The organism is Synechococcus sp. CC9616, assembly GCF_000515235.1.
Lineage (GTDB): Bacteria > Cyanobacteriota > Cyanobacteriia > PCC-6307 > Cyanobiaceae > Parasynechococcus.
Genome location: NZ_KI911558.1, coordinates 1,199,837 through 1,222,672, shown reverse-complemented (window position 1 = coordinate 1,222,672; position 22,836 = coordinate 1,199,837). Strand labels below are relative to the sequence as shown.

At 60.0% G+C, this 22,836-nt stretch carries 24 protein-coding genes, 3 tRNA genes and 1 other RNA gene; 12 read left to right on the top strand and 16 right to left on the bottom strand.

The annotated features are described in order from the left end of the window. Nucleotide 1: 1 nt before the first annotated feature. From ilvC to SYN9616_RS0107295, 4 genes are read right to left on the bottom strand one after another with little or no spacing between them, the layout of a single operon-like run. Nucleotides 2-997, bottom strand: a complete 996-nt coding sequence (ilvC, locus tag SYN9616_RS0107310; RefSeq protein WP_028952506.1) for a ketol-acid reductoisomerase — start codon at nt 995-997, stop codon at nt 2-4. Nucleotides 998-1,033: 36 nt separating this feature from the next. Further along, a complete protein-coding gene (locus SYN9616_RS0107305) occupies nt 1,034-1,636 on the bottom strand; it encodes an ATP-dependent Clp protease proteolytic subunit (protein ID WP_028952505.1) in 603 nt (200 codons plus the stop codon). 29 nt (nt 1,637-1,665) lie between these two features. Beyond that, entirely contained in the window at nt 1,666-2,334 is a 669-nt protein-coding gene (locus tag SYN9616_RS0107300; protein WP_028952504.1) for an ATP-dependent Clp protease proteolytic subunit, read from the bottom strand. 30 nt (nt 2,335-2,364) lie between these two features. Continuing rightward, the gene (locus SYN9616_RS0107295; protein WP_037990792.1) at nt 2,365-3,483 is read right to left on the bottom strand and encodes a PIN/TRAM domain-containing protein; all 1,119 of its coding nucleotides are present in this window, start codon (nt 3,481-3,483) and stop codon (nt 2,365-2,367) included. Between the two features lie 39 nt (nt 3,484-3,522). Here SYN9616_RS0107295 and hemW point away from each other — a divergent pair, with 39 nt between their 5' ends. After that, on the top strand, nt 3,523-4,764 hold the full coding sequence (gene hemW / locus SYN9616_RS0107290; protein ID WP_028953794.1) for a radical SAM family heme chaperone HemW: 1,242 nt from the start codon (nt 3,523-3,525) through the stop codon (nt 4,762-4,764). On the opposite strand, the gene panB is transcribed toward hemW, so the two are convergent. Next, nucleotides 4,646-5,458, bottom strand: a complete 813-nt coding sequence (gene panB, locus SYN9616_RS16475; protein ID WP_071991432.1) for a 3-methyl-2-oxobutanoate hydroxymethyltransferase — start codon at nt 5,456-5,458, stop codon at nt 4,646-4,648. The two genes, hemW and panB, sit on opposite strands and share 119 nt — an antisense overlap. A 43-nt stretch (nt 5,459-5,501) precedes the next feature. Between panB and ffs the strand changes: the two genes are divergently transcribed. Beyond that, an RNA gene (gene ffs / locus SYN9616_RS16470) (signal recognition particle sRNA small type) lies at nt 5,502-5,598 on the top strand. A 26-nt stretch (nt 5,599-5,624) separates the two neighbouring features. Here the strand turns inward: ffs and ftsZ are convergent. The 5 genes from ftsZ to miaB form a co-directional block, all read right to left on the bottom strand. Next, entirely contained in the window at nt 5,625-6,776 is a 1,152-nt protein-coding gene (ftsZ, locus tag SYN9616_RS0107285) for a cell division protein FtsZ (RefSeq protein WP_028952502.1), read from the bottom strand. Nucleotides 6,777-6,862: 86 nt separating this feature from the next. Continuing rightward, the gene (locus SYN9616_RS0107280; protein WP_028952501.1) at nt 6,863-7,696 is read right to left on the bottom strand and encodes a cell division protein FtsQ/DivIB; all 834 of its coding nucleotides are present in this window, start codon (nt 7,694-7,696) and stop codon (nt 6,863-6,865) included. Then, nucleotides 7,693-8,103, bottom strand: coding sequence for a hypothetical protein (locus SYN9616_RS0107275; protein ID WP_028952500.1), 411 nt, complete (start codon nt 8,101-8,103; stop codon nt 7,693-7,695). The genes SYN9616_RS0107280 and SYN9616_RS0107275 overlap by 4 nt, the downstream gene beginning before the upstream one ends. Nucleotides 8,104-8,136: 33 nt before the next feature. Continuing rightward, on the bottom strand, nt 8,137-9,201 hold the full coding sequence (locus SYN9616_RS0107270) for a D-alanine--D-alanine ligase family protein (protein ID WP_028952499.1): 1,065 nt from the start codon (nt 9,199-9,201) through the stop codon (nt 8,137-8,139). 30 nt (nt 9,202-9,231) lie between these two features. Continuing rightward, nucleotides 9,232-10,635: a tRNA (N6-isopentenyl adenosine(37)-C2)-methylthiotransferase MiaB gene (miaB, locus tag SYN9616_RS0107265; protein WP_037991384.1), complete on the bottom strand. Its 1,404-nt coding sequence runs from the start codon at nt 10,633-10,635 to the stop codon at nt 9,232-9,234. A gap of 83 nt (nt 10,636-10,718) precedes the next feature. Between miaB and SYN9616_RS0107260 the strand changes: the two genes are divergently transcribed. Together SYN9616_RS0107260 and SYN9616_RS0107255 are read left to right on the top strand one after the other, a co-directional pair. Further along, nucleotides 10,719-11,801, top strand: coding sequence for an enolase C-terminal domain-like protein (locus SYN9616_RS0107260; RefSeq protein WP_028952497.1), 1,083 nt, complete (start codon nt 10,719-10,721; stop codon nt 11,799-11,801). Beyond that, nucleotides 11,801-12,868, top strand: a complete 1,068-nt coding sequence (locus SYN9616_RS0107255; RefSeq protein ID WP_028952496.1) for a DUF1611 domain-containing protein — start codon at nt 11,801-11,803, stop codon at nt 12,866-12,868. The genes SYN9616_RS0107260 and SYN9616_RS0107255 overlap by 1 nt, the downstream gene beginning before the upstream one ends. A gap of 3 nt (nt 12,869-12,871) precedes the next feature. Here SYN9616_RS0107255 and SYN9616_RS0107250 read toward each other — a convergent pair. Further along, nucleotides 12,872-12,944: transfer RNA gene (locus SYN9616_RS0107250), tRNA-His, on the bottom strand. A gap of 42 nt (nt 12,945-12,986) precedes the next feature. On the opposite strand from SYN9616_RS0107250, the gene SYN9616_RS0107245 reads away from it, so the two are divergent. The 3 genes from SYN9616_RS0107245 to SYN9616_RS0107235 are packed head-to-tail and all read left to right on the top strand — an operon-like array spanning nt 12,987 to nt 16,044. Then, entirely contained in the window at nt 12,987-13,418 is a 432-nt protein-coding gene (locus SYN9616_RS0107245) for a DUF4359 domain-containing protein (RefSeq protein WP_232200149.1), read from the top strand. Next, nucleotides 13,415-14,662, top strand: coding sequence for an amidohydrolase family protein (locus SYN9616_RS0107240; protein WP_028952494.1), 1,248 nt, complete (start codon nt 13,415-13,417; stop codon nt 14,660-14,662). Before SYN9616_RS0107245 ends, SYN9616_RS0107240 begins: the two co-directional genes overlap by 4 nt. Before the next feature lie 29 nt (nt 14,663-14,691). Continuing rightward, nucleotides 14,692-16,044, top strand: coding sequence for an FAD-binding oxidoreductase (locus SYN9616_RS0107235; protein ID WP_028952493.1), 1,353 nt, complete (start codon nt 14,692-14,694; stop codon nt 16,042-16,044). 3 nt (nt 16,045-16,047) lie between these two features. On the opposite strand, the gene SYN9616_RS0107230 is transcribed toward SYN9616_RS0107235, so the two are convergent. The 5 genes from SYN9616_RS0107230 to murA form a co-directional block, all read right to left on the bottom strand. Next, nucleotides 16,048-16,566, bottom strand: a complete 519-nt coding sequence (locus SYN9616_RS0107230; RefSeq protein ID WP_028952492.1) for a pentapeptide repeat-containing protein — start codon at nt 16,564-16,566, stop codon at nt 16,048-16,050. Nucleotides 16,567-16,586: 20 nt separating this feature from the next. After that, nucleotides 16,587-17,807, bottom strand: coding sequence for a folylpolyglutamate synthase/dihydrofolate synthase family protein (locus SYN9616_RS0107225; protein WP_028952491.1), 1,221 nt, complete (start codon nt 17,805-17,807; stop codon nt 16,587-16,589). Beyond that, the gene (locus SYN9616_RS0107220) at nt 17,783-18,970 is read right to left on the bottom strand and encodes an aspartate aminotransferase family protein (protein WP_028952490.1); all 1,188 of its coding nucleotides are present in this window, start codon (nt 18,968-18,970) and stop codon (nt 17,783-17,785) included. Before SYN9616_RS0107220 ends, SYN9616_RS0107225 begins: the two co-directional genes overlap by 25 nt. An 8-nt stretch (nt 18,971-18,978) precedes the next feature. Then, a tRNA-Leu gene (locus SYN9616_RS0107215) sits at nt 18,979-19,060 on the bottom strand. A 34-nt stretch (nt 19,061-19,094) separates the two neighbouring features. After that, nucleotides 19,095-20,396, bottom strand: coding sequence for a UDP-N-acetylglucosamine 1-carboxyvinyltransferase (gene murA / locus SYN9616_RS0107210; protein ID WP_028952489.1), 1,302 nt, complete (start codon nt 20,394-20,396; stop codon nt 19,095-19,097). Between the two features lie 157 nt (nt 20,397-20,553). On the opposite strand from murA, the gene SYN9616_RS0107205 reads away from it, so the two are divergent. The 5 genes from SYN9616_RS0107205 (at nt 20,554) to SYN9616_RS0107185 (ending at nt 22,835) form a co-directional block, all read left to right on the top strand. Next, nucleotides 20,554-20,637, top strand: a tRNA-Leu gene (locus tag SYN9616_RS0107205). 448 nt (nt 20,638-21,085) lie between these two features. Then, nucleotides 21,086-21,439 (top strand): hypothetical protein, encoded by a 354-nt coding sequence (locus SYN9616_RS0107200; RefSeq protein WP_037990791.1) that lies wholly within the window; start codon nt 21,086-21,088, stop codon nt 21,437-21,439. Beyond that, complete coding sequence (locus SYN9616_RS0107195) at nt 21,436-21,768, top strand: hypothetical protein (protein WP_028952487.1); 333 nt, start codon at nt 21,436-21,438, stop codon at nt 21,766-21,768. Before SYN9616_RS0107200 ends, SYN9616_RS0107195 begins: the two co-directional genes overlap by 4 nt. 41 nt (nt 21,769-21,809) lie before the next feature. Continuing rightward, nucleotides 21,810-22,148 carry a hypothetical protein gene (locus SYN9616_RS0107190; RefSeq protein ID WP_156918714.1) on the top strand — a complete coding sequence of 113 codons (339 nt, stop codon included), beginning with the start codon at nt 21,810-21,812 and terminating at the stop codon, nt 22,146-22,148. Between the two features lie 372 nt (nt 22,149-22,520). After that, nucleotides 22,521-22,835, top strand: coding sequence for a hypothetical protein (locus SYN9616_RS0107185; RefSeq protein WP_198015155.1), 315 nt, complete (start codon nt 22,521-22,523; stop codon nt 22,833-22,835). Nucleotide 22,836: the final 1 nt, after the last annotated feature.

The window sequence follows — 22,836 nt, the reverse complement described above, 5'->3', positions numbered from 1 at the left end:
ATCAGGCCGTTTTGAGCCAGCTGAACATCGAACGCAGGCCTTTGCCCACCGCTTCGATCGGCAGAGCGGCATCACGCTCGCGAATCTTCTTCATTTCCGGCTTGCCGGCCTCACATTCCGCCACAAAGTTCCTGGCAAAGGTGCCGTCCTGAATGTCGCCCAGGATTTTCTTCATCTCGGCCTTGGTGTCAGCGGTGATCAGCCGTGGACCGCTGACGTAATCGCCGTATTCCGCTGTGTTGGAGATGGAATCACGCATGGAGGTCAGGCCCCCTTTCACCATCAGGTCAACGATCAGCTTCACCTCGTGCAGGCACTCGAAGTAAGCCAGCTCGGGCTGGTATCCAGCCTCCACCAGGGTTTCAAAGCCTGCCTTCACCAATTCTGACAAGCCTCCACAGAGCACGGCCTGCTCGCCGAAGAGATCGGTTTCGGTCTCCTCTTTGAAGTTGGTTTCCAGGATGCCGGCGCGGGTGCCGCCAATCCCCTTGGCGTAAGCCATGGCCAGCCCGCGAGCGTTACCGGATGCGTCCTGCTCGATGGCGAACAGGGCAGGAACTCCCTGACCGTTTTGGTACTCCCAACGCACGGTGTGGCCAGGTCCCTTGGGGGCGATCATCACCACGTCCACATCGGCCGGTGGTTTGATCAGCTCGAAACGGATGTTGAAGCCGTGGGCGAAGCTGAGTATCTTGCCGGATTTGAGGTGGGGGGCGATTTCCTTCTCGTAGACGTCCTTCTGGAATTCATCAGGCAACAGCACCATGATCCAGTCGGCCTTAGCCGCAGCATCGGCAACGCTCAGCACCTCAAGGCCGTCCGCTTTGGCTTTGTCAGCTGAGCGACTTCCCTCATAAAGCCCCACCACGACGTCGATGCCGCTGTCCTTGAGATTGAGCGCATGGGCATGGCCCTGGGAGCCATAGCCGATGATCGCCACGGTCTTGCCATTCAGCAGACCGAGATCAGCGTCGGAGTCGTAGAAGAGCTGAGCCATCCGGGGCGCGCTTGCCGTGCAGTGCAAGCGACGAGCTTACGCTTCGTTGGGATGGGAGATCACGCGGTCGATCAAGCCATAGTTCTTGGCCTCTTCGGCGCTGAGGAAATAGTCGCGGTCGGTGTCCTTCTCAATCTTGTCGAAGCTCTGGCCGCTCATGTCTGAAAGGGAGCGGTTCAGCATCTCCTTCATCCGCAGGATTTCTCGGGCTTCGATTTCGATGTCGCTGGCCTGACGGCGGCTGGTGCCCCCGAGGGGCTGGTGGATCATGATCCGGCTGTGGGGCAGGGCGAGCCGCTTCCCTTTTGTCCCAGCCGCCAATAGAAAGGCTCCCATTGAGGCAGCGAGTCCCACGCAGATGGTGACCACATCGCTTTTGACGTACTGAATCGTGTCGTAGATCGCCAAACCCGCCGTTACCGACCCGCCAGGGGAGTTGATGTAGAGGTAAATCGGCTTGCTGCTGTCTTCGGAATCGAGATACAGCATCTGGGCCACAAGGCTGTTGGCGATGCCGTCATTCACTTCAGAGCCCAGGAACAGGATTCGTTCCACACCGAGACGGGTGTAGATATCGACCCAGCGCTCCATCTGGCTGCCGGGAAGGCGGTAGGGAACGCTGGGGGTACCGATCGGCATGATTCAGAAACGAAAAGGGTGAAAACGAGTCAGTTGCTGTTGCTGCCAGGAAGCTCCTTCCGGCTGCTGAGGACGCGGTCGATAAGGCCATACTTGACGGCCTCCTGGGGGGTGAGGTAGCTCATCCGGTCGGAATCCTTGCTGAGCTCGTCCACAGTGCGACCCGTGTTGTTGGAAAGGATCTCAAGCATGGCCGCCTTGTTGTGCAGCACTTCCTTGGCCCGGATCTGAATGTCGGTGGCCTGGCCCTGGGCACCGCTGCGGGGTTGATGCAACACGATGGATGAGTGAGGCAGAGCAGCCCGCTGGCCTTTGGTGCCAGCTGAAAGGATTACGGCTGCGGTTCCCATCGCCTGGCCGATACAGATGGTGTGGACCGGCGGTTTCACGTAGCGGAGCGTGTCGCAGATGGCAAAGGCCTCTGTTTCAAAGCCGATGGCATCGCCGGAGTACCAGCTTGTCCCCGTTGAGTTGATGTAGAAGTAAATCGGCTTTTCGGCATCATCGAATTCCAGGTAAAGCAACTGGGCGATGATCAGTTCCGTCACATCAATTCCCATCTGACGCTTGGAGTCGTCATCCGAGAACAAGGGCAAGCCGAGATAAACGATCCGCTCTTTGAGCAGCAGTGAAGGCAGATCAGGGGGCGGCGTTCGCATCACGGCTGAGTCGCCGTAATAGGGGGCCGATGTGGTCATCCTGGGCACGCCATCTCAGGTTGGTGGAGCCTAGCGGGGGTCTGCAGATCGGCGCTCGGAGGTTTTGGCCGACTTGTGCTTTCGCCGATCTTCAAGACGGGCGAACACCATGCGGCCGGTTGGGGTCTGCAGTGCACCGGTGACCACCACCGGTTTGCGCTGCCCGATCAGAGCTCGGGCGTCCTGCACAACCACCATGGTTCCGTCGTCCAAGTAGCCGACGCCCTGGCTCTCCTCCTTGCCTTCCCGAACGATCTTTAGGTTGAGCTCATCCCCGGGCTGGACCTCTGGCCTGAGGGCAATCACGAGTTCGCTCAGGTTCATCACCTTGAGCTCTTTCACTTCGGCCACCTGGGCCAGGTTGAAATCAGCGGTGACCAGTGTTCCCCCCGTATCCGCTGCGAGCTGCAGCAGGCGGTCGTCCGTTCCTTCGCCGTCGTAGCGCGTGCTGTTGATCACCAGGCGCCGGCCATAGGTCTCGCGCAGATCCTTCAGCAGCTTCAGCCCTCGTCGACCCTTGGCCCGCTTTTCAACATTGGTGGAATCCGCCAGCTGCTGCATCTCGTCGATCACGCTCTGGGCGACGATCACCTGCCCCTCCAGCAGACCGCAGGCCAGCATTCCCCGGATCCGGCCGTCGATGATCACACTCGTATCGAGAATCTTGGCGCTGGCGGGCGTCAGCACGCCGTCCGCCACCAGCAAGGCCTCAGTGCTAGCCGGGTTGAACAGCCTCAGCAGTGTGCGGCCATGAACCTCCGCCAGGTTGGTCCCGAGCACTCCAAAAAACACATTGCTGAGAACGGCAATGAGCGGTTTCAGCAGGGATACCCCTCCGGGTAGAGGCAGCAGCAGCACAGGAGCGAGCAGCAGGTTGGCCACCAGCAACCCAAGGATCAGTCCCACGGCTCGGCTGATCAGCAGATCCGTGGGCATGGTCCGCACCTGCTGCATCAGGCGCTGACGCAGTCGCTGAAACACCAGGCCGGCGATCAGCCCGAAAAAGGATCCGAATCCGGTGAGCACCCAGCGGACCCCTTCGGCATTGGTGGTCTCATCCAGCAGTTCATCGGGCAGCAGATGGACGCCCATCCAGCCCGCCGCTGCGCCGGATGCCATGAACAGCAGCAGGATGAGGGGATCCACCATGGGTTCCGGTCTTGGCAGATCAGTCCGAGTGATCGCAGCATGCCCCATCCCCTCCCGCCACGCAGCGCTTATCTCCACATTCCGTTTTGCCATCGACGCTGCTACTACTGCGATTTCGCAGTGGTTCCGCTCGGGGACAGGGCCAGTGGAGGTGCTGGTCCGGGCAGTGCATCCATCCGCGACTACCTCGCTCTGCTTCACCGGGACATCGCAGCCTCCGACAGCGGTCCGCCCCTTTCCACGATCTACATCGGAGGGGGGACTCCCTCCCTGCTGAGCCCTGATCAGATCGGTGCAGTCCTGGACAGCTTGCGTCGTCGTTTCGGCATTCAGGAGGGGGCGGAAATCACTCTGGAAATGGATCCTGCCAGCTTCGATCAGCAGCAGTTACGGGCGGTTCTCGCCAGAGGCATCAACCGCGTCAGCCTGGGTGGCCAGAGCTTTGATGACCTGGTTCTGCAACAGCTGGGGCGGCGCCACAGGGGCAGGGATCTTCAGGACGCCTGTCGCTGGTTGCAAGCGGCACGTTCTGACGGAACCCTGCGCTCCTGGAGTCTGGATCTGATTCAGAACCTGCCTGGTCAGACCCTTGATCACTGGCGTGATCAGCTGCAGCAGGCGGTGCTCACAGGCGCTCCCCATCTCTCGGTGTACGACCTCTCGGTTGAACCTGGAACGGTGTTTGACCGTCGCCAACGGCGGGGGGATCTGGATCTGCCGCTGGAAGAGGACGCTGTGCAGCTGATGGCACTGACCAGTTCTTTCCTGGCGGCGGCCGGTTTCAGTCGTTATGAGATCTCCAACCATGCCCGTCCTGGGCACGCGTCGCGTCACAACCGCGTCTATTGGAGTGGTGCCGGTTGGTGGGGCTTCGGGATGGGAGCGACCGCTGCTCCCTGGGGGCAGCGCATCGCCCGGCCCAGAACGCGTGAGGCCTATCGCGACTGGCTGAATCAGGCCGGCGGGGCCTGGGAGCGCCTCAGCCTGCCTCTGGATGATCTGTTGCTGGTGGGCTTGCGACGGCGCGAAGGCGTGGATCTCGAGGCACTGGGATGCCCAGCCATTGAGGACCTGCTTCAGCGCTGGCAGCCATTCATCGACAGGGGCTTGCTGGAGTGCGCTGCTGGACGTTGGCGTCTTCGCGATCCAGAGGGGATGGCCCTCAGCAACCAGGTTCTGGTGGAGGTTCTTCTGTGGTGGGAGGAGCAGATGACTGCTGCGACACCCAGTTCCGCAAAGCCTGCTCAAACAGCTCTCGCCCCGGGAGCAGCGCTGGGCTGAATGGGGGTTGCTGGGCGGTCAGCCCCAGCAGATCAGCAGTCACTCGCACCTGACCATCACAGTCGTCGCCAGCCCCGATCCCGATCACGGGAATCGTCAGTTGACGACGGACCTTGCCGGCCAGATCAGCTGGAACATGTTCCAGCACCAGAGAGAAGCAGCCCGCCTGTTCCAGCTCCCAAGCTTTTGACAGCAGGCGCTCCTGGCTGACGGGATCTTCCGCCTGCCGGCGATATCCCATGCGGTGAACCGCCTGAGGCGTCAGTCCCAAATGACCCATTACGGGGATCCCCATGCGCACCAGGCGATTGATCACCGACACCACTTCCGGTTCCGATCCCTCCAGCTTCACAGCGGCGGCACTCGATTCCTTCAGCAGTTTTCCGGCTGCCTGCACCGCGAGATCTTCGCCGCACTGATAGCTGAGAAAGGGAAGATCACTGATCAGCAGAGGCTGTGCCGACGGCAGCGACTGAAAACCACGCTCGACGGCCTGCGTGTGCAGCAACATCTGATCAAGCGTGACGGGAAGCGTTGTGGCGTGGCCGAGAGCCACCATGGCCAGCGAGTCCCCCACCAGAACGGCATCTGCTCCAGCTGCTTCAACCCAGGCAGCGGAAAGACTGTCCCAGGCCGTGAGCATGGTGATGGATCGACCGGTTTGCTTGAACCGGATCAGATCGGCGGGGCGCATCGACCGTCCGGGGAGCCTTAAGCGTCCTTGCTAGCATCCAATCGACTCGGACCCATGCGGCTCGGACGCCCAAATCTGGTCAGGACCGGAAGGTAGCAGCCACACGGGATGCTCAGGGCAGGCGTGGACTCCGGGTCACCCCTTTTCGCTGCTGAACCTGGGCGGATCAGCTGTCAGATCCGGCTTGCTGCTGGCGTTGGCGCAGAAACTCAGGGATACGAGCGCCGTTGTGCTGAGGTTCGTTCTTCTGCTGCAGGGAGGACTGACTGGCCAGGTTGCGAACGGAAGAACGCTCACCTTTGTACTGCTGGCCGTTGTCGAAACCGGTGGCGATTACGGTCACATGCACTTCGCCTTCCAGAGATTCGTCGACCACGGTTCCAACAATGATGTTGGCTTCCGGATCGACAACGTCGTAGATGACTTCCGAGGCCGCAGTCATGTCCTCAAGCGTCATGTCCTTGCCGCCGCTGATGTTGATCACACAGCCTTTGGCGCCATCGATTCGTTCTGTTTCCAAAAGAGGACTGCTGATCGCTGCCTGAGCAGCTTCGATCGCTCTGGAGCGGCCTGAGCCGATGCCGATGCCGAGCAGTGCTGTGCCGGCCTCGGTCATCACTGAGCGGACATCGGCAAAGTCAACATTGACCAGGCCTGGGCAGGTGATGATGTCGCTGATGCCTTTCACACCCATGCGAAGGACATCGTCAGCACTGCGGAACGCTTCCTGAAGCGGGGCCCCGGAAATCGCATCACGCAGACGATCGTTCGGAATCACGATCAATGTGTCGACGTGTTCGGCAAGGCGGGCAATGCCTTCATCGGCCTGGCGCATGCGACGGCGACCTTCGAATCCAAAGGGTTTCGTAACGATGCCGACGGTTAGAGCGCCGACTTCGCGGGCCACTTCAGCCACGACTGGGGCCGCTCCTGTGCCTGTACCACCGCCCATGCCAGCTGCGATGAAGACAAGATCAGCACCCTGAAGGGCCTGTTGCAGATCAGCCCTCGACTCCTCTGCGGCTTTCTGACCGATGGTGGGGTTACCGCCGGCGCCGAGACCACGGGTGAGGGTCTGGCCCAGTTGCAGACGCCGTTGGGCCTGGGACTGGATGAGGGCCTGGGCATCCGTATTCAGAACGTGATACGAGACGCCTTCCAGATCACTGATGATCATGCGGTTCACCGCATTGCTGCCACCTCCGCCGACCCCGATCACTTCAATCCGCGCCGACTGGCTTGGCTGGATCCCGGCAGCCTCCATGGACGTGGACGCAATTTCCATCGTTGAGGCTGAACCGTTGTGTTGTGGATGCATTATGTCCGCGCTCAAGGGATCCATCCGATTTGAGTTACGTTCCTGCCGCAGCAAATTTTCCGCAACGATCCGTCAGGGTTTCCTGCTCAGTTCGCAAGCTCGGCTGGCTTCAGGGGTAACTCGAGTTCAGGTCTGTCCGGGTTGCTGAGATCCAGGCTTGAGTTGTCTTTCTTCCCCAGGTGAGCCGGCATGCTGCGGCTGAGTTCCTTGATGACGGCGATCTGTTCCATCAGGCGACTCAGGTCATCACCGAGATCGATCGATCCCAGCGTCTTGGTTGTCAGCGTGATCGTGCCATTTGGATCCAGAGCAATGCTGATCAGGGGACTGCCGAAGGCATTGCGCTCCTTCAGCAGGGCAGCGATGACTGCGCGTCGATCATCCGTCCAGCCCTTGACGGTGAGGGAGCTGGAGGGAACCCGGTTGGGGGCGTCAGAGCTCGGTTGGATCCAGTGGCCGCGTGCGTCGACCATTCCCCTTTCCGAACGGTTTCCGCGCTGACGGGTGGCATGGGCAATCGGAAGCTGGCCTTCCAGTGCGATCACGAGCTGAGCGGGAAGCCCGCGTCGTTCCACCTGGGCTGAACGCACCGGCAGATCACGGAGCAGGCGATTCTCCAGCTCGGCTGGGCTGATCTCTAGGAGCGGTTGCGGAAAGTCCAGCCCTCCGACACGGGCCACCAGCTCGGGCCGCAGACCCGTATCGCCCTGGATCACAAGCTGGCTGCTCCCCTCCAGCGTCCAGCCATGTCGCAGCAGCAACCAGCCAAGACCGGTGCTGGCCGTGAGCAGCGCCACAATGCGCCAGCACTGGATCAGCAGGTCCCGCCGTTTGTCTCGGCGAAGCTGTCGACGGCGTTCCAGCTGTGGGGATCGTGCACCCTTCGGCTGGGTTCGGCGTTCTGTTGTGCGTCTGTTCACAGATCGCAGCGTGCACGTGCCATCAGTTGCTCTCCCCAGCGCCGTGCCCTGTCGGCATCTGCAAAAGGCACATCCATCTGAACGCCTTTCCCAACGAGCCGCAATCGGCAGCGCCCCTGAGCCTCGTTGGTTAAGGGTGCATCCCCAGAGGCCAGCGCCATCAACTCCACCAACTCCAATCTGCAGACATCGAAGGCTCCCCTGTCCTGAAAGTGTCCTGCTTCGAAGCTGCTCCAGATCAGCTGGCCATCCTTGAGGCGGGCACCCCCACAACCATCGAGCTTGGCGAGTTCCGACCCCTCCGCCCAGGTTCGGAACAGGTTCTGTCGGCGCCGTTCCAACCAGCCAAGGGCAGCCAGCAAAACGAAGGCCAGCAGCAGAGGTAACCAGAGCAAGCCGTGACTCATGGATTCAGGCGGCGATCCGACAGGTCTTTCGATTCATTGTCCAGCGGTTTGCACCAGTTCGTGCACGAGCTGTTCGAGTGTTAAGCCGCTGTTTTCCCAGAGCATCGGATACATGCTCTGATCCGTGAAACCGGGAAGGGTGTTGATTTCGTTGATCCAGAGCGCATTTGCTTCCTCATCGAAAAAGAAATCAACCCGAGCCATGCCGTGCACACCAACCGCCTCGCAGGCGAGAAGCGCCTGCCGGCGCACGCGCTGGCTCACCTCGTCGGGCAGGGGCGCCGGAATCAGAGTCGTGCTGCGTCCAGAGGTGTATTTGGTTTCGTAGTCGTACCAGTCCGCGTCGAAGCGGATCTCACCCACGACGGACGCTTTCAGTTGATCACGCCCCAGAACGGCGCATTCAAGTTCCCGGGCGGATACGCCCTGTTCAACCACCAGGCGTGGATCCAGCTCTGCCGCCTGACGCAGTCCGATCTCGAGCTCTTCGCGGTTGCGCACCTTGCTGATGCCAACCGATGAGCCGAGGTTGGCGGGCTTGACGAAGCAGGGGTAGCCGAGGGCTTCGATGCGCTTAAGAAGCTGTTCTCGGGCTTCGCTTGGTTCCAATTCGTTCGCTTGCAGGCAGACGTAAGGCACCTGGGGCAGATCTGCTGCGGCGAAGGCTGCTTTCATCGCCTGCTTGTCCATCCCGACCGCGGATCCCAGCACTGCGGCTCCGACGAAGGGGCGCTGCATCAGCCGGAACAGCCCCTGAACCGTGCCGTCCTCACCATTCGGGCCGTGCAGCACCGGGTACCAGACATCCACCGCTTCAGTCCCCTCGGGCAGGGAGCGAAACCCCGATGGCGGCAGAGGCTGCGGCAACGCCTGCTCATCCGCTGGCTGGCCGGATTCGAGGACGGCATCAGCCACCGCAGGCCCCCACCAACGCCCCTGCCGGTCGATGTAGACGGGCACCACCACGTAACGATGGCGATTCTCCCCTCCTCTCAGTCCCTGGAGAACGGTGATGGCTGAGCGGATCGAGACGGCGTGCTCGCCTGAATCACCTCCGAACACCAGACCGATCTGGACAGGCGTGGAGGTCTTCGGCACGTTGTCGAGCTGGAAAGCGCGCCAAACGTATCAGTGTTCCCCTGCCGCAGGGAGGGGGGTGCCGGTCAGAGAGAAGGAGCGCACAGCATCGATGCGCACCTTCACCAGATCGCCAGGTCGATGGCTGCTTCCATCGGAACCCCTGGCGTTGAAAAACGTCAGTCGGTTGGTTCGGGTGCGACCCATCAGTTGCGTTGGGTCCTTGGGGTTGAGGCCTTCCGCCAGGGCCTCCACCACGCGCCCTGCGTAGCGGGCATTGCGCTGTCGGGCGGATGCCTCCACCAGCGCATTGAGTTCCTGAAGTCGGGCCACCTTGACGCCCTCAGGCAACTGGTCGTCCCAGCTGGCTGCAGGCGTGTTTGGTCGCGGCGAATAGGCCGCAGTGTTCACTTGATCGAAGCCGATCGACTCGACCAGCTGCAGGGTCCGGCGGAACTGGGCATCCGTTTCTCCGGGGAACGCAACGATCACATCCGCGCTCAGAGAAGCATCAGGCATCCGTTGTCGGATGCGATCGATGATTCGTTGATAACGCTCCACGGTGTAACCCCTCGCCATCGCACGCAGAACGTCGTTGTCTCCGCTTTGAAAGGGAATATGGAAGTGTTCGCAGAGTTTGGGGAGATCGGCACAGGCGTCGATCAGGCGCTCTGTGAAATAGCGGGGATGGCTTGTGGCAAAGCGGATCCGCTCGATGCCCTCGACGTTGTGAACGTGATGGAGCAGATCGGTGAGGGTGTGTTGACGACGCCCTTCGGGCGTGATGCCTGGTAGGTCGCGCCCATAGGCATCGATGTTCTGGCCCAGGAGTGTGATCTCCTTGAATCCCTGAGCAGCAAGCCCTTCCATTTCCAGCCGGATTGCTTCCGGCCAACGGGACTGCTCCTTGCCGCGAACCGAGGGCACGACGCAGTAGGTACAGCGTTCGTTGCAGCCGTAGATCACATTCACCCAGCCACAGATCGAGCTGTCGCGTCGTGCTGTGGTGATGTCCTCGAGGATGTGGTGGTCTTCAGTGGCGACCACCTGCTGTCCGCTCTGCACTTGCAGCAGCAGTGTTTCCAGGCGGTTGGCGTGTTGCGGACCCATCACCAGATCGAGTTCGGGCACGCGTCGCAGCAGTGCCTCCCCTTCCTGCTGGGCGACGCAGCCAGCCACGACCAGCGTCAGATTCGGATTGCTGCGCTTGCGCTGCGCCTGCCGCCCCAAATAGCTGTAAACCTTCTGCTCGGCGTTGTCGCGAATCGTGCAGGTGTTGTACAGAACGAGATCGGCATCAAGCTCGGCGCTGGCCTGTTGATACCCCATGGCTTCCAGGATCCCGGCCATGCGCTCGGAATCCGCCTTGTTCATCTGGCAGCCAAAGGTGGTGATCCAGTAGCTGCTGTGATCGGAAGTCTGGGTAGCGGTGATGGTCGGGGCTGAGACAACCACGGCGTCAGCGGAACGCGAGCAAACGTCTCCAGTGTCCTTCACCAGGGTCTTGTGTCAGGTTGGTGATCGCAGTGTTGGTGGTCATGGCATGGGCCCTGCGACGGTTTTCGCTCACCAAAGCTGTTCCGCTGGCCATCAGTCGTGGAACGACCGCCTCCGTAGAACGACTGGAGCTGACGCTTGAGCGTGATGGGCTGACAGGTCGTGGGGAGACCGGAGGATTTGAGACGGGCCACCGCGGCTTCAGCACTGATGAGGTGGAGCAAGAGCTCCAGGTGGTGAACGTCGCGTTGGAGGCGCTCAATCCTGAGCAGCCTCAAAGCTTTGAACCGCTGCTGAGTCGTCTAAGCCCACCGGCGGCCTGTGCCGTCGATCTGGCGCTGCAGGATTGGTACGGTCGCCGGCTGCAGCAGCCGTTCTGGCGGCTGCAGGGATTGGCGCCAGACCACCCTGTAGCCACCAGCGTCACCCTGGGGCTTGGCTCCGTGAGCGCTGTGATCCAGCGGTTGCATCGGTGGTGGGAGCAGCTACCCGCCACACGCGTGAAGCTGAAACTGGGCAGCCCGGATGGACTGGACCATGACCGGGCTCTTCTGGCAGCGGTGGCGCAGGCCCTCGACCAGCGCAGCAATACCACCGGGACAAGCCTGGAACTGCAGGTGGATGCCAATGGAGGCTGGAGTCGGGACCAGGCGACGTCCATGTTCAGCGCGCTCGAGGGCCACGGTGTGGTCCTTCTGGAACAGCCCCTGGCTCCGCATCCTGATCCCGATCTCGATACGGCCGGTTTTGCCGCCTTGAAGCCGACCTGTCCCATGCCTCTGGTGGCGGATGAGAGCTGCTGGGATCTGCAGGATCTGCTGCGTCTGGCGCCCCATGTGGATGGGGTGAACCTCAAACTCCTGAAAACCGGTGGATTGGCTCCGGCGCTGCTGATGGCCCGGGTGGCCCGCCAGCTCGGCCTGTCCCTGATGGTGGGCTGCTACTCAGACAGTCGACTGTTGAACGGTGCAGCGGCACAACTGATCTCTCTGATCCGTTGGCCGGATCTCGACAGCCACCTCAACCTCATCGACGATCCCTTCGAAGGACTGCCTCTGTTGGGTGATGCCCTGCAGCCCTCTACTGACCACGGGTTGGGAATCGCACGCGTGGGGGGCGCCTGATGCTGTCGGCCAGTGATCGTGTTGTGCTGCTTCAGCACGACGGCCTCAAGAGTCTCACCGGCAAGACTGGTCTGGCGATGCTTCGTCACCGGCCGGGTCCGATCGTGGCGGTGGTGGATCCCTCCCAAGCCGGAGGGTCGTTGCGAGCCATCACTGGGATTGAACGCGAGGTGCCCGTTGTGGGAAGCCTTGAGGAGGCTCTCCCCTTTGGTCCTGAGGTGGCGGTGATCGGTCTGGCGCCATCGGGAGGTCGCTTGCCTGATCCGCTTCGACGCGACGCCCTGGTGGCCCTTCAACGCGGCCTCAACCTGGCAAGCGGTCTGCACACTCGTCTCGCCGATGACGGCGAGTTGCGGGCCGCTTGCTGGGATGACCGCTGGATCTGGGATCTGCGCCGTGAACCCGAGCAGCTTCAGGTGGCTCAGGCCAGGGCATCGGCATTGTTATGCCATCGATTGCTGACGGTTGGTACGGATATGGCCGTTGGCAAGATGAGCGCTTGCCTTGAGTTGTTGAAAGCGGCCAGGGCTCGTTCACTGCCGTGTCAATTCGTCGGCACAGGGCAGGCCGGCATCCTGATCGAGGGCGGAGGCGTCGCCCTTGATGCGGTGCGGGTGGATTACGCCGCGGGGGCCGTTGAAGCGGCCGTGATTGAGGCAGCTGAGTGCCTGCCAGCCCATGGCCTGGTGCTTGTGGAGGGACAGGGGTCGCTGTGCCATCCAGGCTCCAGCGCCACCTTGCCGTTGCTGCGCGGTGCTCAGCCCACGGCGCTGTTGCTGGTGCATCGGGCCGATCAGAGCACGATTGAGCGGCTGCCGGCCATCCCTTTGCCTCCGTTGTCTGAGCTGGTGGCGCTGACGGAGGGCCTGGCACGGTTGGCACGACCAGCCGACGCCCCGTCGCCAAGGGTCTGCGCCGTTGCCCTCAATACGGCTCGCTTGGATGCAACCGCTGCGCGCAGTGCCGTGGAGGCACTCAGCCAGGACCTGGCCCTTCCCTGCACGGATCCAGTGCGATGGGGGGGCGCTCCTCTGCTGGAGGCCGTGCTGCAATCCGAGGCGAATTAAGAGGGCGAGCGAGGGGATTCGAACCCCCGAATAGCGGCGCCACAAGCCGCTGCCTTAACCACTTGGCGACGCCCGCCGCGTCGGTGAGAATCTACCAATTCGTGCTGCAGTCAACCCGGTGCCGCCTTCAGTTCACCACAGGCGGATCCCCGTTGCGGCACTTTCCGCCCTTGGCGCGGGCGCCATCTGCGCGGCTGCACTGGCCTGGACCAATCCCTCTCCTAAGGACTACCAGGACCATGCGGGGGAGCAGTTGGTGGACTACGCGACGCGCGAGCTCTGCGGAGAGAAAGGGCTACCGATGCTTTTGAAGTTGTGGATCCGCGACTGTCCCGAGCTGATCGCATCCCAGCAGCAGGTGCTGGCGGATCTGTCTGGACGCTTCACCACACGCTGGAATTTCGCCATCGGGAGTGTGTACATCACCAGGATTGGAGGGCAGGAACTGTTGCCGGGGCTCCGAATTCCCAAAGCTGAGGTGATCACCCTCGCCGTTGCTGGCCAATTTGTACCGTTACGGAGCGAAACCTCCGCCGGTGGAAGCGAGTGAGTGTTGCTCAAGGCAGCCTGGACGCGTGGATCCCGCGGTGCCTGCTCGAGCCGCAATCCGGTGCGGCGACTCCCTCGGCCGGATCCGATGGGCTGAGTGCGGTGCGGCTGCAGTGGAGCAATGGGCGGCTGAGGGCCCCCGTCCCCCTGCTTCATCCGTCGGCAACCCTGCCGCTGGTTTTACCCAGACTGGCCGATCCCCATGTTCATCTCGACAAGGCCTTCACCTGGGCTGAGCACCCCAACCCAGCCGGCACCTACGGCGGTGCGATGGCCGCCAATCTTGTGGAGCACACCTCGCGGACCCGGGAGCTTGTTCTAAAGCGAGGCGAGCGGGCTCTGCAGTTGGCATGCAGCCAGGGACTGCGTGCCCTGCGCAGTCATATCGACAGCCTCGGCCCTGGAGCGAAGGTGAGCTGGCAGGCCCTGCTCGAGTTGCGCGAGCGCTGGCGCGACCGGATCGAACTGCAGCTCGTCGCCCTGGTTCCGATCGAGCACTGGTCGACGTCAGCGGGACAGGCCTTGGCGCGGGAGGTCGCTGCAGCGGGAGGTCTGCTGGGTGGTGTTCTCGTACCGCCCTTTCGAGGATTTCGCGTCCAGGAGGCCCTGCGAGCCCAGCTACGACTGGCTCAGGACATTGGCTGCGGCATCGATCTGCACATTGATGAAAGTGATGCCCAGCCAGCCGCGGGGCTGAAACAACTGCTGGCGGTGGTGGAGAAGGAGGGGGCGTCGGTCCCGATCACCTGCAGCCATCTCAGCAGCCTTGGGCTGGCGCCAAGCGGCGCCCGTCAACGCCTCTGTGAACGCATGGCACGGCTCCACATCAAGGTGGTGGCTCTTCCCCTCACCAATGCATGGCTGCTTGGGCGTCAGCCAGGGGAGACGCCAGTGACCCGTCCGCTCGCTCCGATCCGGGGCCTGCAGAGGGCTGGTGTCTGCGTGGCTGTTGGAGCCGACAACGTTGCTGATCCCTGGTTCCCTGCCGGCAACTTTGACCCACTGGCCTTGATGGCCAGCAGTTTGCCTCTGGCGCAGCTGGCTCCCTGGCAACGGCTCGGTCTGATGCCGTTCACCACGGCCGCGGCAGCGCTGATGGATCTGGCCTGGGATGGGGTAGTCGCTGAGGGTGCTCCAGCCGACCTGATCGTGCTGGATGTCAGCAGCTGGTCGGAGGCGTTGATGTGTCCTCCTGGGCGTCGCATTTTGATCAGTGGGCGCTGGTTGTCCTCGACAACCCGTTAGACAACCAAGGCAACACAAGCGGTTCAGCCATGAGCCTCGTGTCCGACACGATCAAGTCCCTCAAGAGCACCCTGCTCGTTGATCAAGGACTTGAGCTCCTTGAGGATCCCTCCGACCTGCGGCGTCTGTCTCGGGATTATTTCGATTACTCGCCCGTGCTTCGGGATCAGCTCGCAGACCGATGTGCCGAGCTTGTGGTCAGGCCACGAGACGTTGACGCCGTGGAGCGGCTGGCTGCCGCCTGTTCGAAGCACCGGGTGCCTCTCACCGTGCGGGGGGCCGGGACCGGCAACTACGGCCAGTGCGTTCCCCTCGAGGGGGGCGTGGTGATGCTGAGCGGACACCTGCAGGCGGTTCGAAATCTCGATCCGATCAGTGGCGTGGTGACGGTGGAACCCGGATGCCCGATGCGGGATCTCGACCAGTGGCTGCGGCGGCATGGACGCCAGCTCCGCTTGCTGCCCAGCACCTGGCGCAGCGCCAGCATCGGCGGTTTTGTGTCCGGAGGTTCAGGGGGGATCGGCTCCATCCGCTGGGGATTCCTGCGCGACCCAGGCCATTTGCTCGGCCTTGAGGTGGTCTCGATGGAGGATCAGCCTCAGCGCCTGACGCTGCCGGCCCATCAGGCGGAGGCCCTAAATCACGCCTACGGCACCAACGGCATCATCACGGCCCTGCAACTGGCAACGGCTCCGGCCGTGGATTGGCATCAGCTGGCGATCGATTGCACGAACTGGGAGGACGCCGTCGCTTTGATGCTGGCCTGCGGACGATCGGCAATCTCTCTCCATCTCGCCACCCTGCTGGAGCAACCGCTGTTGCAGCATTTGCCGGCCTGGAGCGGTCCAGCAGGAGCAGGGCACCGGTTGCTCCTGCTGGTGTCCCCGGATGGTGTGAGCAGCGTGCAGCGTCTTGCCGCAGCCCATGCCGGCGAGGTTCGCGATCTTGGACCCGAGGATCTCAATGGGGGCAACGGATTGCGGGAACTGACCTGGAATCACACCACCCTGCATCTGCGCTCCGCCGACCCCGGCTGGACGTACCTGCAGATGTTGTTGCCCCAGCCGGAGCTCGCAGCGATGACCAGGTTGCGTCGGAGCTGGGGCGATGCGTTGCTCTGGCATCTCGAAGCGGTGAGGCAACAGGGCAGCGTGCGTCTCGCTGCTCTGCCCCTAGTGCGCTGGTCAGATCGCCAGCGGCTTGAGCAATTGATGAACGACTGCCGTGAGGCCGGTGCCGTTCTGTTCAATCCCCATGTGCTCACCGTCGAGGATGGTGGTCTGGGGGTGGTCGACGCTGATCAGGTGGCTGCCAAGCAACGTTTTGATCCTGCAGGTCTGCTCAACCCAGGAAAGCTTCGTGGCTGGTTCGAGCGCCCCTGAGCGTCAGCATCCGAGGCTGTCCCGCGTGGACACACCAGTGGACGGATTGATGCCTTCCGCATCGCGGCAGAGGCGTCGTTGGTCGTCCCGATCCAGGAGGGCATCACTGAAATCCGCCCCATCAATGCGGGCATTGGTGAAGCTGCTGCCGGAGGCAATGATTCCAGTCAGAACCGCATCGCGCAGATCGGTGCCGACGAAATCGGCGCGATCCATCAAGGCATCGGAGAGATCGGCACCGCGGAAATCCGCTTCCGCAAAGGCACCCTGCGTGAGGATGGCGCCGTGCAGGTTGGCGCCACGGAAGTCGGCGTTGCGTCCAACAGCTCCGGCAAAGGAGGTGTTGGCCAGATTCTGGTCATGAAAGTCCCCACCGGCCTGGTTGGTGAGCGTGTAATCGACCGTTTCCTGAAACAGGGCGCGATCCTGCAGGCCAAAACCGGCTGAGGTGTCGAGCGCCTGGACCGGACTGACCACCATCAGCAGAACACCGATCAGCAGAGAGAGGGTCAGGGGTCCCATTGGCGTCGCACAACGTGCCGTCACTCTGCCGTCACAAGGTTCCGGCGAAACAGATCCCCCAGCAGATACAGCGAGCCGGCCACCACCGGCATCGGATCACTCCAACGACCCTGAGCCTCGATCTCCACCAGTGCCGACTGAGCGTTGTCGCTCTGCTGAAGCTGGTTCTGCCAGTTGGGATTGAGCTCCAGCAGAGCCTTCAGGTCCCAGCTGCAATGTCCTGGCACAGGAACGATCCAGGCCTGATCCAGCGGCTGCAGCAGAGCCCGCAGCATCGCCTTGGCCTGCTTGTGAGCCTGAATGGCCAGAAGCCAGGTCACCCCCTGCTCCTGAGCGGGCCAGTTCAGTCGCTCATGGGCGAGCTGTTCTGCAGCGGCTGGGTTGTGGGCTCCATCCAGTCGCAACGGCAGGCCTCGCCATCGCACCGTTTGCAGGCGGCCGCTCCAGCGGGTTTCAGCAAACCCTTTTCGAACAGCTGATTCCGGCACTCCCCACCCAAGGGAGTCCAGGGCTTTCAGGGCTCCCAGGGCCACTGCGGCATTGCTGCGCTGGACCGTGCCGGCCAACCCCAGCTGCCATGTCTGCGGCAGCGGATCCACCCAATGCAGTTGTGCCGAACGTTCCCGGCAGATGCGTTTGAGAACCTTGCTGACCTCCGGATGCTGTTCGGCGCTGATCACTGTTGCCTTGGGGCTGATCACGGCCCCCTTCTCCTCGCTGATCGCCGTCAGGGTGCTGCCAAGGTGTTCGCAGTGGTCCAGGCCGATCGCCGCCATGGCGATCACCGGCCGATGGGGGTGGGCGGTGGTGGCATCGAGCCGTCCGCCCAGCCCAACCTCCAGCACCATCAAGTCCACTGCATTGGCTTGAAAGTGGTCGAATGCCACGGCCAGGAGTTGTTCAAACGGGGTCAGCCGGTGCTCCTGGCTAATCCCTTGCAGTTCGATCAGCCGCTGGCGAAGGGCTCGCTCGGAAATCTGATCGCCATCAACGCGGATCCGTTCGCACCAGCTCATCAGGTGGGGAGAGGTGGTCAGGCCTGTTTTGATCCTTGCCCGCTTCAAAGCAGCCGACAGAAAGGCGGCGATGGACCCCTTCCCGTTCGTTCCGGCCACCTGAATCGCTGGTACCGAGGCACAGGGTCCACCCAGCGCTTTTAACGCGGCCTCCATGCGATCCAGTTGCAGATCCATGCCCCGCGTGTCGAAGCGCGGGATCAGGTCGGCGAAGTCGTCCTGCATATGGCATCCAGCCGCTTCAGCAGCAACCGAACTTCGCGGGCGCTGATGATCAGAGGCGGCACCATGCGCAACACGTTGGGCCCTGCTGCCACCAGTAGAAGTTGATGATCAATGGCCGCTGCTGCAAGGTCAGGAGCTGTCACCCCGCAATCGGGACGCAGGACAAGTCCCTGTAACAGTCCCCAGCCCCGGACCCCGAGGAACAGGTGCGGGTAGCGGCTGACCAGCCCGTTCAAACCCTCTTGCAGCTGTGTCCCTCGCTCTTGCACATTGCGCAGCAGATTGCGACGCTCGATCTCGCGAGCCACCGTCAGCCCAGCCCTGCAGGCAAAAGGGTTCCCTCCGAACGTGCTGGCGTGATCACCGGGCTCAAAAACGTCGGCGTCTCCGCGAACAACCAGGGCCCCAACGGCGTGACCGCCGCCAAGTCCCTTGGCCAGGGAAAAAGCATCCGGCTCGATGTCCAGTTGCTGATAGCCCCACCAAGATCCGGTTCGCCCCATCCCGACCTGCACTTCATCGAGGATCAGCAGGATCTCGTTGGCATCGCAGAGGCGACGCAGCTCTCTGAAAAAGGTCTTGTCTCCTGGATTCACACCACCTTCGCCCTGAAGTGGTTCGATCAGCACGGCCGCAACGGCTGGACCATTTGCTTCGTGCTGTTCCAGCAACGATTGGAAGGCATCAAGGTCGTTGTACGGGAAGTAATCGAAGCCATCGACAACTGGCTCGAATCCCCGGTGATATTTGGGTTGCCCCGTCGCTGTGACGGCCGCCAAGGTCCGTCCGTGAAAGCTGGCTGCAGCCGTGAGAATCACGGGGCGCTCAATGCCTCGCCTGAGATGGCCGTGCTTGCGGGCCAGCTTGATGGCGGCTTCGTTGGCTTCTGCCCCCGAGTTGCAGAAGAAAACGCTGTCGCCGCAGCTGTGCTGCACGATCCAGCGAGCGAGCTCTTCCTGTTCAGGAATGTTGTAAAGGTTGGATACATGCTGCAGCCGACCGAGCTGCCTGCTGAGGGCGCGACGCATGGCACGGTCGCTGTGACCAAGGCAGCAGGTGGCGATTCCCGCGACCGCATCCAGGAAGCGACGCCCGTCTTGATCCCAGACCCAGCACCCTGAACCGCGTTCCAGCCTGAGCGGGAAGCGGTTGTAGGTGTTCATGACGGCAGTGGGAGCGGTGGGACTTGAACCCACATGCCCGAAGGCGCTCGATTTTGAGTCGAGTCCGTCTACCAATTCCGGCACGCTCCCGTTCTTCAATTGTAGGTAGCCGTCAGGAATTGGATCAGTTGCTATAGCGCTCGATCCTGGCTCCAACGCCCAGCAATTTGGCTTCGATGTCGTCGTAACCGCGATCCAGGTGCTTCAGGCCACAGACCTTGGTGTTGCCCTGGGCTGAAAGACCGGCCAGCACCATGGCTGCGGAAGCCCTGAGATCGCTACCCGTCACTGGTGCGCCGCAGAGGGAGGGAACGCCTTCAACAATGGCGGTGCTGCCTTCCAGGCGAATCGAAGCTCCCATGCGCTGCAGCTCTGCCACATGCTGCATGCGATTCTCGTAAATCTTTTCGCTGATCACGCTGGTTCCCTTGGCAATGGCCATCAGGGACATGAAAGGGGCCTGCAGATCGGTAGGGAATCCTGGGAAGGGTTGCGTTGTCACATCGACAGCCCGAAGGTCTCCCGGGGTGATGGTGATGCCGTCATCGTCGATGTTGAGATCACAGCCACAATCGCGAAGCTTCTGCAAGACGGAGCTGAGATGCTCCGGCACGACGGGTTTTACTTTCAAAGTCGACCTTGTGATTGCAGCTGCCATGAGAAAGGTTCCAGCTTCAATCCGATCCGGGATCACGGAATAATCCCGGCATCCGTGGAGACGCTCAACGCCCTCGATCGTGATGGTGGAATTTCCAGCTCCTGAGATCTTGGCTCCCATCAGATTGAGCAGGTTGGCGAGATCCTGAACCTCGGGTTCCTTGGCAGCATTCTCAATGGTGCTTTTCCCTTCGGCCAACACTGTGGCCATCAGGATCGTTTCGGTGGCACCCACGCTGGGGCAATCCAGCACAATTTCAGTGCCTTTCAGCCGACGCATGCCACCGGGTAGGGATGCTGTAACCAGGCCCTGATCAACGTTGACGATTGCACCGAGGGACTTGAGTCCACGAATGTGTTCCACCACAGGCCGGGCACCGATGCGGCAGCCTCCGGGCAGTGGAACACGGGCATAGCCCAGCCTTCCGAGCAGGGGACCAATGCTGAAGAAACTGGCTCTCAGGCTGTTGACGAGCTCGTAAGGCGGTTGAGAGGACGACAGGTTTGCTGCGGTGAGGCTGATGCGGTCACCCCGTCGTGTCACTTCAACACCCAAGGACTCAAGAATGGCCTTCATTCCTGCGATATCGGTGAGGTTGGGGATATTGCTGATCTCCACGGTTTCCTCCGTCAGGAGGCTGGCGGTCATCAGAACTAGAGCGGAATTTTTGGCTCCGCTCACCCTGAGGACTCCGCTGAGTCGAGAGCTTCCGTCGATCGAAAGGTGCGGCTTGAGAATCTCTTGAGACGAAGCGGCCGCAACCGTCATTTCTGCAATCTGGCGTTTCCACGCAGCATCTTGACAAGGGTGGATGAGACCGTCTAGACGGCCGGCGATCAAACTGGATCAGGCCCCATCAGTCGTTGGTCGGGATTTCTTATGTCGATGCCGTATGTTCGTCGGTGTCGCAATGCGACGGACGCCAGCGGATGTGGCGGAATTGGTAGACGCGCTAGTTTCAGGTACTAGTGGCAGCAATGCTGTGGGAGTTCAAGTCTCCCCATCCGCATACATACCTTTTACTAGGTCATCTCAGATGCTCATTAATAATGATGAGACTGATAGATCTGGCTAATAGTTTCACCACGTCTCACTTTGACAATCAGTGGATCATGTGCTGTGAAACACCTCGATCACTGTGACAGTTGAGAGTTACATCTAGGCAGTACAGCTAGCGCTGTTTACTAAAGGCAAGGTGTATTGATTGGTAGGTGAATAGGTCTGCTGTCAAAAACGCGACAGATACGTGATAAAGAGATGAGTACATGTGTACTACACCTCTGGCTGGCTAGAAATATTAATTCCTGCCCCCCTGGCTGCAATAAATCAGCCGATGCAATTAGATCATTGGACTAGTGCGGGTTGGCCTCGCTATCTGGCAGCGATAGACCCCCCCCAGGGGTCGATTTGCGCCCTGTACATACGATAATAGGCTTCAGAAATTTATGTCATTTTTTATGAGGTCATTACTTAGAACTGTTCCACTCATCGGTGCACTGCTCATTTCAGCGCAGCCTGTTTCAGCACAATTTCAAGTCACATGTTGCATTGAGAATAATGATAGTCAAATACAAGAGGCTGAGAAAGCAATGCAAATGGCAGCCCAATATTTACAAGATCCTACGATTATTCAGCGTCTTGCCAACCAAATGGAAGAGGCTGGACAATTCACTGCAGGCTTGAGTCAGGAAGAGAAAAATTCTAAAGCGCGAACTTTTATAAAATCACAAATTAATCAGTTGAAAAGCAAGCTTGTCGAAGCAAAAAAGTATCCTGATTGCTCAGAATTGAGAGGTGTACAGCAAAAATGAAACTCCTTCCACTCATCGGTGCACTTCTTCTTTCGGCAGTTCCAGTTCAGTCTATTGAGACAGAGGAGGAGTTAGACAAGGCCTGTTTATATGCAGAAGAAAATACCAGGCTATGCATGGGAGTTTATGAATTTGCTGCTTCCCTGTATAAAATAGGTACGCTTTGTGAATTAGAAAAAAGAGGTATGCTCACAGCTGAGCAAGTAACTGAGGTTCAGGGGGACTGGACAGAGAAAATTGAAATTCTGACTGGGGGTAGGTTGTGGAAAGAAGGAATAAAATCCGTATTAGAAAGCGTCCCAGAATGTTCAATTAAACCTATTCCCTAATTGGCATCTTCATGCATCTTCAGTTCTTTCAGGCTAATCCTATGAAACTCCTTCCACTCATCGGTGCACTTCTCCTTTCAGCATCTCCAGTTCAGGCTATTGAAACATCTGAGGAATTAATGAGAGCTTGCCTATCTACAGACGAAATGAAAAATGTTTGCGCAGGAGCTGGCGATTTTACTGCTGCTGCAGCGATAGTGAGTACGCTTTGTAACTTAGAGGAAAAAGGTAGGATTACAAAAGAGAATGCAGTTTTGACTTGGGATGAATGGAAAGATGTTTCGGCCTTTCTTGATGACGGCCTGAACCTGAAACCAATGGTGAATGAAGGAGCAGAATATATGCTAGAGAACTTCCCAGAATGTTCACTTAATCCTTAGTTGTAGGGTGCAGCAAAAAGGCTCTACAACGAGCGATCAATGCATGCCTGATAGATTGGCCTAATGTGAACATTAAGGCTGCTACAGAGCCTTCTAAGCATCACTCAGAGCCTTTCTTGCTCTTCATGTGACATGGTTGACAAGTAACTTGAGTGATTGGGTAATTAGAATTTACCTTGACGTCTTCTCCACAGACAAGACATTTAAGGATTTTGATTGGATCTAATTGCATTTGTCTAATGGTTTAATCTTTGCCTTCTCTAGGTATTGATGACACATCTGAAGGTGCTCCGTTAGGAGTGCTTGAAGATGTGTCTAATCGCCGAATGTGTGACTGCCCTAACTACGGGTTGCTGCAACACCTACTAGCCTGTGGAATTAAGTAAGCGAACAATGAAAGCCAAAGCTCTTGTCATTGCAGGTGCGTTATCGGTTGTTTCTATCGCGTTACCCATGAGTGTCAAAGCTCAGAGTGCAGAGCAGAGATGGTTCTTGTATACATCTGGCGCTTTCGCAACATTGTGCGACTTACACAAGGCCAACGCAATTTCAACCGAAATCGTGCAAGCATTTCAGAAGAATTGGTTTAAGAAGATTGATGATCAATTCACCGAAGCAATGAACCAAGCAATTGGTCACCTTCTGGAGAAAGAAGACTTTAGGTCTTGCCCATTGCGTCGTTACTAAT